9 protein-coding genes and 1 pseudogene are annotated in these 11,652 nt (G+C 75.7%); 6 read left to right on the forward strand and 4 right to left on the reverse strand.

Translation table 11 applies throughout. The features are described from left to right. Positions 1-51 precede the first annotated feature (51 nt). From ACQZ2A_RS13695 to ACQZ2A_RS13705, 3 genes and pseudogenes are all read left to right on the forward strand, one after another. A complete protein-coding gene (locus ACQZ2A_RS13695; RefSeq protein ID WP_430211999.1) occupies positions 52-270 on the forward strand; it encodes a DUF4244 domain-containing protein in 219 nt (72 codons plus the stop codon). Between the two features lie 32 nt (positions 271-302). Continuing rightward, a complete protein-coding gene (locus ACQZ2A_RS13700) occupies positions 303-632 on the forward strand; it encodes a TadE family type IV pilus minor pilin (RefSeq protein ID WP_430212002.1) in 330 nt (109 codons plus the stop codon). Further along, positions 629-985 (forward strand): annotated as a pseudogene (locus ACQZ2A_RS13705) (Rv3654c family TadE-like protein); the annotation flags it as partial. The gene ACQZ2A_RS13700 and the pseudogene ACQZ2A_RS13705, both read left to right, overlap by 4 nt. Positions 986-1,102: 117 nt before the next feature. On the opposite strand, the gene ACQZ2A_RS13710 reads toward ACQZ2A_RS13705, so the two are convergent. Then, complete coding sequence (locus ACQZ2A_RS13710) at positions 1,103-1,588, reverse strand: hypothetical protein (protein ID WP_430212005.1); 486 nt, start codon at positions 1,586-1,588, stop codon at positions 1,103-1,105. Between the two features lie 90 nt (positions 1,589-1,678). Continuing rightward, entirely contained in the window at positions 1,679-3,961 is a 2,283-nt protein-coding gene (locus tag ACQZ2A_RS13715; protein ID WP_430212007.1) for a DEAD/DEAH box helicase, read from the reverse strand. An 84-nt stretch (positions 3,962-4,045) separates the two neighbouring features. Here ACQZ2A_RS13715 and ACQZ2A_RS13720 point away from each other — a divergent pair, with 84 nt between their 5' ends. Together ACQZ2A_RS13720 and ACQZ2A_RS13725 are read left to right on the forward strand one after the other, a co-directional pair. Continuing rightward, positions 4,046-4,381 (forward strand): STAS domain-containing protein, encoded by a 336-nt coding sequence (locus ACQZ2A_RS13720; protein ID WP_430212027.1) that lies wholly within the window; start codon positions 4,046-4,048, stop codon positions 4,379-4,381. 186 nt (positions 4,382-4,567) lie between these two features. Next, entirely contained in the window at positions 4,568-6,952 is a 2,385-nt protein-coding gene (locus ACQZ2A_RS13725; protein WP_430212010.1) for a sodium-translocating pyrophosphatase, read from the forward strand. 61 nt (positions 6,953-7,013) lie between these two features. Here the strand turns inward: ACQZ2A_RS13725 and ACQZ2A_RS13730 are convergent, their stop codons facing one another. Continuing rightward, positions 7,014-9,149 (reverse strand): alpha/beta fold hydrolase, encoded by a 2,136-nt coding sequence (locus tag ACQZ2A_RS13730; RefSeq protein ID WP_430212013.1) that lies wholly within the window; start codon positions 9,147-9,149, stop codon positions 7,014-7,016. Beyond that, positions 9,146-10,222, reverse strand: coding sequence for a class I SAM-dependent methyltransferase (locus ACQZ2A_RS13735; RefSeq protein ID WP_430212016.1), 1,077 nt, complete (start codon positions 10,220-10,222; stop codon positions 9,146-9,148). Before ACQZ2A_RS13735 ends, ACQZ2A_RS13730 begins: the two co-directional genes overlap by 4 nt. A 130-nt stretch (positions 10,223-10,352) precedes the next feature. On the opposite strand from ACQZ2A_RS13735, the gene ACQZ2A_RS13740 reads away from it, so the two are divergent. Next, positions 10,353-11,652 (forward strand): AAA family ATPase (locus ACQZ2A_RS13740; RefSeq protein WP_430212018.1); only part of this gene is annotated, 1,300 nt, incomplete at its 3' end.

The following is an 11,652-nucleotide window of genomic DNA, read 5'->3' on the forward strand; positions in this document are numbered from 1 at the left end:
GAGTGGTCCCGACGGACGCGGACCCGCGTCCCCGACACCCAGGAGGACCCCATGACCCGACGAACCGGCTCCCGCAGAAGCGTTCTCGTCCACGCCCGCGCTGCGGCCCGGCGCTGGCGCCGACGCGGCGAGGAGGGGATGACCACTGCCGAGTACGCGGTCGGCACGGTGGCCGCCGTGGCCTTCGCGGCCCTGCTGCTGCTCGTCGTGCGCTCCGGCCCGGTCAAGACCGCGCTGACGAACATCATCGTCGGGGCGCTCGGCACGTGACCGCTCGGCGGCCATCCCGTGACGAACGGGGGATGGCCACCGCCGAGCTGGCGGTGGCCATCCCGGCGCTCCTCCTCGTGCTGACGCTCGCCCTCGGGGCGCTGCGGCTGGGCATCGACCGCGTGCGCTGCCTCGACGCCGCGCAGCAGGGGGCCCGGCTCCTGGCCCGGGGCGAGCCGGCGGACCGGGCGCGGGCCGCGGCCCTCTCGCTCGCCCCACAGGGCGCGCGGGCCGAGCTCGTCGTCGATGGGCGGGACGTGCGCGTCGAGGTCCGGTCGGACGGGCCGGCCGTGCTCGGTGCGCTGGGCGTCGGCTGGGCCCCCGAGGCCCATGCGGTGGCCCGCCGCGAGGACGTGCCGTGACGCCCGCGAGTCCGGCGGCGCGCGCGGAGCGGGGAAGCGGCACGGTCCTCGTCGTCGGCGCCCTCGCCGTGGTCGTCGTGGTGCTCGGCGGGTCGCTCCTGGTGGCGGCGGCCGTCCGTGACGCCCGAGCGGCGCGGGGCGCTGCCGACCTCTCCGCACTCGCGGCGGCGGTGCCGCTCGTGCGTGGGGGCGCCCCGGACTGTGCGGCGGCGTCGGCCACCGCCCTCGCCAACGGGGCGCGGCTGGCGTCCTGCACGCCCGAGGTCTCGGGCGCGGTGACCGTCGAGGTCAGGGTCGCCCGGCGCAACGTGTCGTGGTGGCCGGGGCTCCCGGTCTCGGTGACGGCCCGGGCGCGGGCCGGCCCGGTTGTGGACGGGGGCCCGGTGCTCCCCGAGGGGCCAGCGCTGGGCGGGGGCTCGGTGCAGGGGGAGGGGTCAGCGGCGGGCGGGGGGCCGGCGCTCCCCGAGGGGTCAGCGGCGGGGCTCGGCGCCGGGGTCGGGCGTCTCGGCCCGCGTCTCGGCGACCTCGGCCCGTCGGCGGGCGGTCTCGGTCGAGACGTGCTGCTCGGCCACCCGCTCGTCGGCCTGCTGGCGCAGCGCGGCGGTCTCGCTCTCGTGGCGGGCGCGCTCCTCCTCGAGGAGCCGCTCGCGGGTGGCCAGCTCCTCCTTGAGGCGCTTCTGCTCGAGCAGCCGCTCCTGCTCGGCGGCCTTCTCGCTCTCGCGGGCGTCGACCCGGCGACGGTGGCCGCGCTTGACGCCCGAGCGCAGGACGACCCAGCCGAGCCAGAACACCGAGATGACGACCATGCCGCTCACGAGGAAGACGACGGGCGGCAGGTCGATGGTGCCTCCGAGGAGGTTCATCGACACCGGGTCCTCGAGGCGCACCGCACCGAGGACGAGCGCGGCGCCGACACCGAGGGCGAGGAGGACGAGGACGACGCCGAGGAGGACCATGCGCCGCAGGCTACCCCCCGCGCGACCACCGCAGACGCCCGCGCTCCCCGCCGGGCTCGCCGCAGGTCATCGAGGTCGGCGGACCGGCCTTCACCCGGTGCGGGCCAGGGCCAGCTCGAGCACCACCACGGCCCCGGCCTTGTCCAGCGGCTCGTTGCCGTTGCCGCACTTCGGGGACTGCACGCACGCCGGGCACCCGGTGCGGCAGGGGCATCCGAGCACCGCGTCCCGGGTGGCCCGGACCCACTCCTCGAAGGCCTCGAAGGCGCGCTCCGCGAAGCCCGCGCCGCCCGGGTAGCCGTCGAAGACCATGACGGTCGGCAGGCCGGTGTCGGGGTGGAGCGCGGTCGAGACCCCGCCGACGTCCCAGCGGTCCGAGGTGGCCACGAGCGGGAGCATCCCGATCGCGGCGTGCTCGGCGGCGTGGAGGGCGCCCGGCACGTCGGGCTCGGCCACGCCGGCGGCCACCAGCACCTCGGGGGCGACGGTCCACCAGACGGCCTTCGTCGTCAGCGAGCGCTCGGGCAGGTCGAGGGCGTGCTGCCCGATCACCTCGCCGCTCGGGAGCCGCCGGGTGAACGCCGTGACCTTGCTCGTGACCCGCACCGACCCGAAGGCCGTGGCCACCCGCGCCCGGTCGGTGACGCGGTCCGTGCCGAGGATGTCGAAGCGGCTCACCGACTGCGCGTGGGTCGACCAGCCGGGGTCGCCGCGCACCGCGTGGGCCGCGCGCTGCTCCAGGTCGAGGTCGGTGACCACCCACGTGTCGCCCTGGTGCAGGTGGACCGCCCCGGTGTGCACCTGGGAGTGGGCGGCCGCCTCGTCGACCGTCCCGACGACGCGTCCGGTCCGGGTCTCGACGATCGCCACCACCTCGCTCGCACCGCGCAGCGAGATGTGCTCGGCCGGCCGGTCCTCGCGGGCCCAGAACCACCCCGTCGGGCGCCTGCGCAGGATGCCGCTCGCGACGAGCACGTCGAGCAGCCGGCGGGTCCCGGGGCCGAACAGCGCGAGGTCGGCGTCACCGATCGGCAGCTCGGCGGCGGCCGCCGCGAGGTGGGGTGCGAGCACGTGGGGGTTCTCGGGGTCGACCACCGTGGTCTCCACGGGCGCACCGAAGATCGCCTCGGGGTGGCGGACGAGGTAGGCGTCCAGCGGGTCGTCGGCCGCCACGAGGACCGCCAGCGAGTCCTCGCCGGAGCGCCCGGCCCGGCCGGCCTGCTGCCACAGGCTGGCCCGTCGCCCCGGCCAGCCGGCGAGCAGCACGGCGTCGAGACCGCTGACGTCCACCCCGAGCTCGAGGGCGTTGGTGGCCGCGAGCCCCCGGATGTCGCCGGCCCGCAGCCCGCGCTCGAGCAGCCGCCGGTCCTGCGGCAGGTACCCGCCGCGGTAGGCGGCCACGGTGCGCGCCGCCTCCGGGTCGGAGACCTCCAGCCGGCGCCGGGCCCCGGTCGCCAGCGCCTCGGCGCCGGCCCGGCTGCGGGCGAAGGCCACGGTCTGCACCCCGTCCTCGACGAGGTCGGCGAGCAGCTCGGCGGCCTCGGTGGTGGCGGACCGTCGCTCGCCGTCCGCCCCGGTCGCCGGCTCCCAGAGGGCGAACGTCATCGCGCCGCGCGGCGAGCCGTCGGTCGTCACGGCCCGGACCGGCAGGCCGGTGAGCCGCGAGGCGTGGCCGGCCGGGTCGCTGACCGTCGCCGACGCGAGCACGAACGTCGGTGTCGCGCCGTACCGCCCGGCCACCCGGCGCAGCCGCCGCAGCACGGCCGAGAGGTGGGCGCCGAACACCCCCCGGTAGACGTGGCACTCGTCGACCACGACGTACTGCAGCCCGCGGAGGAAGCCCGACCAGCGCTCGTGGCCCGGCAGCAGCGAGTGGTGCAGCAGGTCGGGGTTGGTGAGCACGACGTCCGCGTGCTCACGCACCCACCGCCGCTCGTCGGGCGGGGTGTCGCCGTCGTAGGTCGCCGCGCGCACGCCGGGCACGGCGAGGGCCTCGATGCGCGCCAGCTGGTCCGCGGCCAGGGCCTTCGTGGGGGACAGGTAGAGGGCGGTCGGCCGGCGCAGCCCACCGCGCCCCGCGGCGCCGACGACCGCGCTGAGCGCCGGCACGAGGTAGCCCAGGCTCTTCCCGGAGGCGGTGCCGGTGGCGAGGACGACGTGCTGCCCGGCGAACGCCAGGTCCACGGCCTCGCGCTGGTGGCTCCACGGCCGCTCGATCCCGGCGCCGAGCAGCGCCGCCAGCACCGGTGGCTCGACCGCCTCGGGCCACTCGGCGAGCCGGGCCGGGCGCGCCGGGACCACCTCGACGTGGAGCAGCCGCTCCGAGCGCGCCCCGCGGGTGATGCGGGAGAGGTGCTGCGCTGGGCTGGACACGGCGGTTACGGTAATCCTTGGTCCCGACGGCCCACGCCGGTGACCGTCCGAGCCGATGACCGCACCACCCGAGGAGCCAGACGCGTGGAGCTCTCCGTCACGACGTCCCACCACGACGACGTCAGCGTCGTCACCGTCGAGGGGGAGGTCGACGTCTACACCGCCGCCCAGCTGCGCCAGACGCTCGACCAGGAGATCGCCGACGGCCACGTGCGGCTCGTCGTCGACCTCGACACCGTGACCTTCCTCGACTCCACCGGCCTGGGGGTGCTCGTCGGCCGGCTCAAGCTCGTCCGCAACGACTCCGGCTGGCTGCGCATCGTCTGCTCCAGCGAGCGCATCCTGCGGGTCTTCCGCATCACCGGCCTCGACAAGGTGTTCGGCATCCACGACACCCTCCAGGACGCGCTCGCGGCCTGAGGCCGCTCTCCTCCCCGCGCGCACCCCCGGGTCGCTGACCGGGAGAGACTCCGTCGCGGTGTGAACCGCGTCACGCCGACCCGGGCGGGCGGGGCGCGCCGGGTCCCCGGTACAGTCCACCCCGACCGTCCCTGCCATCGGTGCTGACTGCGCCCGGGGACGGACGACGCCGTCAAGGAGGATGGAATGGCACCCCTCGCACTCGCGAACGCCGAGTCGGGAGCCCTGGACCTGACCGGGACGAACCTGACCCTGGTCATCACGGTCGCGGTGATCGCCCTCGTGGCGCTCGTCATGGGCTTCGTGTTCCGCGGGCAGGTCCTCGCGGCCGACCCGGGCACCGAGAAGATGCAGGAGATCGGCGCTGCCGTCGAGGAGGGGGCGCAGGCCTACCTCCGGCGCCAGTTCCGCACGCTCAGCGTCTTCGTCGTCCTCGTCTTCTTCCTCCTGCTCCTGCTTCCGGCGGACGACCAGGCCGTCCGGTTCGGGCGCTCGGGCTTCTTCGTCCTCGGCGCGCTGTTCTCGGCGGCCATCGGCTACCTCGGCATGAGCCTGGCGGTCAAGGCCAACGTCCGCGTCGCGTCCGCCGCCCGCCACGAGGGCGGCCGCGACGCCGGCATGAAGATCGCCTTCCGCACCGGCGGCGTCGTCGGGATGGCGACCGTCGGGCTCGGCCTGCTCGGCGCCTCCGTCGTCGTCCTCCTCTACAAGGGTGACGCCCCGAAGGTCCTCGAGGGCTTCGGCTTCGGTGCCGCCCTCCTCGCGATGTTCATGCGCGTCGGCGGTGGCATCTTCACCAAGGCCGCCGACGTCGGCGCCGACCTCGTCGGCAAGGTCGAGGCGGGCATCCCCGAGGACGACCCGCGCAACGCGGCGACCATCGCCGACAACGTGGGCGACAACGTCGGCGACTGCGCCGGCATGGCTGCCGACCTCTTCGAGTCCTACGCCGTCATGCTCGTCGCGGCGCTGATCCTCGGCTCGGTCGCCTTCGGCACCTACGGCCTCGTCTTCCCGCTGATCATCCCGGCGATCGGCGCGCTCACCGCACTGCTCGGCGTCTTCATCACCAAGGCCCGCCCGGGCGAGAACCCGCTGAGCGCCATCAACCGCGGCTTCTACATCGCCGCGGCCATCTCGGCCGTCCTCTCGGCCGTCGCCGCCTTCGTCTACCTCCCCGACACCTTCGCCGGGCTCTACGCGAGCGGTGCGCAGCTGACCGAGGCCCAGCAGGAGATCGCGCAGCTCGGCAGCGACCCGCGCGTCATCGCGATCCTCGCCGTCGTCATCGGCATCGTCCTCGCCGGCATCATCCTCTGGCTGACCGGCCACTTCACCGGCACCGACAAGCGCCCGACGATGGACGTCGCGCGCACCTCGCTCACCGGCGCGGCCACCGTCGTGCTCTCGGGCATCGGCGTCGGCCTCGAGTCGGCCGTCTACACCGCGGCCATCATCGGTGGCGCGGTCTACCTGGCCTTCCTCCTCGGCGGCGGCTCCACCGCGCTCGCGCTCTTCCTCATCGCGCTCGCCGGCTGCGGCCTGCTCACCACCGTCGGCGTCATCGTCGCGATGGACACCTTCGGCCCGGTCTCGGACAACGCCCAGGGCATCGCCGAGATGTCCGGCGACGTCGACGGCGAGGGCGCGCAGATCCTCACCGAGCTCGACGCGGTGGGCAACACGACCAAGGCGATCACCAAGGGCATCGCGATCGCGACCGCCGTCCTCGCGGCGACCGCGCTCTTCGGCTCCTACAGCGACGCCTGGCAGACCGAGCTCCAGAAGATCCTCGCCAGCGGCGAGGTCACCGAGAACCCGAGCAAGTACGTGCAGTCGCTCTTCGACCTCCAGGTCGTCTCGCCGAACACGCTCGTCGGCCTCATCCTCGGTGCCGCGGTCGTCTTCCTCTTCTCGGGCCTGGCCATCAACGCCGTCACCCGCGCGGCCGGCGCCATCGTCTTCGAGGTGCGTCGCCAGTTCCGTGAGATCCCCGGGATCATGGAGGGCACGGCCAAGCCGGAGTACGGCAAGGTCGTCGACATCTGCACCCGTGACTCGCTCCGCGAGCTCGCGACGCCGGGTCTCCTCGCAGCGCTCACCCCGGTCGCGGTCGGCTTCGGCCTCGGCATCGGCGCGCTCGCCGGCTTCCTCGCCGGAGCCATCGGCGCCGGCGCGCTCATGGCCGTCTTCCTCGCCAACTCCGGTGGCGCGTGGGACAACGCGAAGAAGATCGTCGAGGACGGCCAGCACGGCGGCAAGGGCTCGGACGCCCACGCGGCCACGGTCATCGGCGACACCGTCGGCGACCCGTTCAAGGACACCGCCGGCCCGGCGATCAACCCGCTCATCAAGGTGATGAACCTGGTGTCGGTGCTCATCGCCCCGGCCATCGTCACCCTGACGATCGGGGGCAGCGCCTCGGCCCCGATCCGCTACGGCATCGCCGGCGTGGCCGTCGTCATCGTCGTCGCGGCCGTCGCGTACTCCAAGAGCAAGGACCTCGCGATCGGCGGCGACGACATCGACCCCGACGTCCAGACCTCGGAGCCCGCGCCCGCGCAGGCCTGACACCGCTCCACCACCGGCCGAGGGGCCGGGTCCCGCACGGGGCCCGGCCCCTCGCCGCGTGTCAGAGCAGGTCGAGGAGGAGGGATGCCGCCCGCTCGGCCCCGTCTGTCTCCACCGGCGAGGACGTCACCGGCCGGGTGAGGGTGTCGAGCAGCGCCGCCGCGAAGGCGTCCGGCGCGACGAGCTCCACGTACGGCAGGTGCGTCCCGGCCCCGTAGCGCTCCAGTCGGTGGCGCACGTGGTGGTTCTGCTCGAAGTGGTTGCGCAGCGGGACGTAGAGGAACGGCGTCCGGCACGCGGTGAGCTCCATGCACGTGGTCAACCCGCCCTGGACGACGGCCACGTCGCACGCCGCGAGGTGGCGCCACAGGTCGGGGACGAACCCCAGCACCTCGGCCCCCGCGGTCGGCGGCAGCGACAGCGGGTCGATGCGCGGCCCGGCGACGACGACGAAGCGCAGGTCCGGCCGGGCCCGGCGGCACGCCGGGACGGCGGCCAGCACCCTGCGCAGCAGCCCCGCCCCGACGGCCGTCCCCCCGACAGCGACGACGCAGACCGTCTCGTCGTCGCCGAAGCCCAGCCCGGCCCGCAGCCGCGCCCGCTCCTCCTCGGTCGGCGGCGCGAACCCGGTGACGTAGCCGGCGAAGTCGAACTCGCGCTCGGTCCACCCGCGGATGTCCGGCAGGTCGGGCCCGAACGTGCCGGCGACGACGTCGTCCGGCGAGCCGACGAACACCGAGCGGTCGCGCACCCACGGGAAGCGCGCGCGGTGCTCGAGCATCTCGGCGTTGTAGTCGGCCGTGAGCAGCGCCTGCCGCTCGCCGCCGGCCGGCATCGGCAGCCAGCCGACGAAGTCGGTCAGCCAGGTGAACGCGCCGCGCTTGAGCTCGGGGTTCTCGTGGAGGAAGTGGTCGGTCTCCCAGGCCTCGTCGCCGACGACGAGGTCGACGGACTCCTCCCGCAGCACCTCGTCGAGGACGAGGAAGTTGGTGACCAGGACGTCGTCCATCCGGCGGATCGCCTCGAAGGCGTCGAGGTCGTGCTCGCCGCACTCGGCCTCGACGTGCGCCGACTCCGACGCCAGCCAGGCCGAGGCCGGGTGCACCTCCTCGCCGGCCTGCTCGAGGACGCGCGTCACCGGGTCCTGGGCCAGCCAGCGCACGCGCAGGTCCGGGCGCTGGGCGCGGAGTGCTCGCACGACGGCGAGGTCGCGGCGCGCATGCCCCAGGCCGATGGGGGAGGAGAGCACCAGGACCTGCCGGGGCCGGTGCAGTGCCCGGGAGCGGTGGCGGACCGGCTCCGGGGCGTCGGTCCCACCGACCCGCCGGACGAACCGGTCGATCTCGTGGGTGGCGAGCACCGGGTCGCGGGCCGGGATGCCGTGGCCCGCCCCCTCGACGAGGAGCAGCGAACCGCCCGTGCGCTGCGCGAACGCCTCGCCGTCGCCGACCCCCCGGACCCGGTCGTCGGTGCCGTGGACGACGAGCACCGGGCAGCGGACCCGGTCGAGGACCGCCGCGAGGTCGGTGAGCGCGGCGCCGTCGAGCCCCAGCCGCCCCGAGGTGGCGTCGGCGAGGACCTGTGGCCCGACCTCGTGCGCCCACCCGGCCGACTCCTCGCGCTGCCGCGTCGAGTGCGGCTCGCTGTACATCTCGGCGAAGAAGAAGTCGACGAAGTCGTCGTACCCGCCACCCAGCCAGTGGTGCCGGTTGTACGCCGACCACCCGTCGGTCCGGGTCGGGAGGTCGGCGAACGTGCCGACCTCGTGGTGCGCCTGCGGGCTCCAGCTGCCACCGGGCGGCCCGAAGGCGACGACGCCGAGGACCCGGTCCGGATGCTCCGCCGCCACCTGCGCCGCCCACGCCGCACCGCTGGAGAGGCCGACGAGCACCGCCTCCCCGACCCCGGCGGCGTCCATCACCGCGACGACGTCGGCGGCGTACTCGTCGTTGGCGTACGCCGCGGCCCCGGCCGGACGGTCGGAGTCGCCGCTCCCGCGCCCGTCGAAGGTCAGCACCCGGTGGTGCCGGGCGAGGTGCGGCACCTGCGCCTTCCACATCCGCGACCGGACGATCGACCAGGTCGGCAGCAGCACGACGGTCGCCGGCCCGGACCCGTGCACGGTCCACCGCAGGCGGACGCCGTCGCGGACGGCGTCCCCCTCGGCCACCGGACGGGTCCAGGCCGGCCAGCTCACGGACGGACCTCGAAGACGTTGTTGAACGGCGTCGAGGCGGCGAGCCGGAAGGTCCGGAACCCGGCGGCGAGCGTGACGTCGCGGATGCGCGCGGGCCCGGCCTGGGTGCCGAGGGCCGCCCCGACCGGCTGGGACAGCGACGCCGGGGTGCAGAGCAGCGTGGAGAACCCGTAGTACGCCCGGCCGACGGGGTTGAGGTTGTCCTCGACGCGGTCGCCGGCGGCCGGTTCGACGAGCAGCCACACGCCGTCCTCGCGCAGCGCCTCGCGCACCCTTGTGGCCGCGCCGACCGGGTCGCCCATGTCGTGCAGGGCGTCGAAGGTCGTCACGAGGTCGTAGCCCGAGCCTCCGAACGACGTGGCCGCAGCGACCTCGAACGAGACCCGTTCCGCGACACCGGCATCGGCCGCCCGTTGCCTGGCCGTGTCGATGGACGCCCGGTGGTAGTCGGAGCCGGTGAACCGCGAGGCCGGGAAGGCCTGCGCCATGAGGACCGTCGAGGCCCCGTGCCCACAGCCGATGTCGGCGACGCTGGCCCCGGCGGTCAGCCGGTCGACGAGCCCGTCGACGGCCGGCAGCCACTCCGCGACGAGGTGGGCGTTGTAGCCCGGCCGGAAGAAGCGCTCGCAGCCGTCGTGGACGTCGGTGTTGTGGTCGTGCCAGCCCACCCCGTCACCGTCCGGGGCGACGGCGAGCACCCGGTCGGCGTCGCGGACCGTGCCGTGGGCGATCTGGAAGAAGCCGGGCAGGAAGGCCGGGCTCGTCTCGTCGGTCAGCGCGACGACGTGCTCGGGCGGGAGGCCGTAGGTGCCGTCGGCCGGCTCGTAGGTGACGAAGGCGCCGGCGGCCTGGGCGTTGAGCCACTCGCGGGCGTAGGGCTCGGCGGTGCCGGTGCTGCGGGCGAGCTCGTCGGGCGTCAGCGGGCCGGTCTCGGCCATCGTCCGGTAGTACCCGAGCCGGTCGCCCATGACGACGAGCGCGCAGTTGAGCGCCGCTCCCACCTCGTCGACGGCCCGGAAGACGAACGACATGAGCGTGTCGGTGTCCACCGTCGTGGTCTGGCTGTGTGCCATGGGATGTCCTCCCGTCCATGATCCCGGCTCTGGCCGCCGGGGTCGATGCCCTCGACGGTCGCGCCCGGGGCCGTCGGCCCGCATCAGGGAGGCACCCTGGTGATGACCCCGGGGTTCCTACACTGAGGCGATGGTCGTCGGGCGCGAGGCCGAGCTGCGCACGGTGGGCGGGCTGCTCGCCGCCGCGCGGCTGGGGCGCGGCGGGACGCTGGTGCTCGTCGGGGAGGCCGGGGTCGGCAAGTCGACGCTGCTCCGCGAGGCGGCCGCGCTGGCCGGTGGGGCCACGCTCGTCCGGGTGGTCGGCACGCTCGCCGAGCGGGAGGTCCCCTACGCCGCCCTCGGCCTCGTGGTCGGTGACCCGGCGGCCGAGCTGGCCGCCCTCCCCGAGCCCCAGGGGCACGCGCTCGGGGCCGCGCTCGCGCTCGTCGAGGGGGACGTCCCCCCGCCCTTCGCCGTGGGTGCCGCGACCCTCGGGGTGCTGGCCCGCCGCGCCGAGACCCGGCCGCTCGTCGTGCTGCTCGACGACGCCCACCTGCTCGACGCCGCCTCCTCCCGCGCGCTGGCCTTCGCGGCGCGCCGGCTCGCCGACGACCCGGTGCTCGTCCTGGCGGCGGTGCGCCCCGACGAGCCGGGGCCGTGGACCTCCTCGGGGTTCCCCGAGCTGGCTCTCGGCGGGCTCGCGGCCGACGAGGTGGCCGCCCTGCTCGCCGACCTCGGGAACCCCACATCGCCGGAGGTGGCCGTCCGGGCCCGGGCCGCGACCGGTGGCAACCCGCTCGCCGTCTCCGAGCTCGTGCGGCGACCGGACGCCTGGGCCCGGCTCGCGGCCGGGGACCCGGTCCCCCTGCCCCGTGACCTCGTCGAGGTCTTCTCCGAGCGGGCCCGCGCGGAGGGCGTGGCGGTGCGCCTCGTCGTGGCCCTCGCCGCCCTGGCCGGGGGCTCCGCCGCCGTGGTGGCCGCGGCCGCCGCCGACCTCGGCCTGCCGGGCGATGCCCTGGCCCGGGCCGAGCGGGCGGGGCTGGTCACGCTCGAGGGCGGGACGGTCGAGCCGTCGCACCCGCTCGTCGGGTCAGCCGTGTACTCCGGCCTGGACCCGCAGGACCGCCGCCTGCTCCACGCAGCCGTCGCCGACGCCCTGCCCCCGGGCCGGACCGACGAGCGCGCCCACCACCTCGCCGCGGCCGCCGCCGGGCCCGACGAGTCCCTGGCGTCGGCGCTCGAGGAGGTCGCGGCGGTCGCCGCCGGCCGAGGGGCCCCGGGTGAGGCCGCCGCCGGCCTCGAACGAGCAGCCGCCATCACCCCCGACCCCGCCCGGGCCGCCGACCGGCTGCTGCGCGGCGCGGGCCACGCGTGGGCCGCGGGGGACGGCCGCTGGGCGATGCGGCTGGGCGAGGACGCCGCGCGCGAGGCCCCGTCCGAGCGCTGGCGGG

This window comes from Phycicoccus avicenniae (assembly GCF_050496545.1).
In the GTDB taxonomy this organism is placed as follows: Bacteria; Actinomycetota; Actinomycetes; order Actinomycetales; family Dermatophilaceae; genus Phycicoccus; species Phycicoccus avicenniae_A.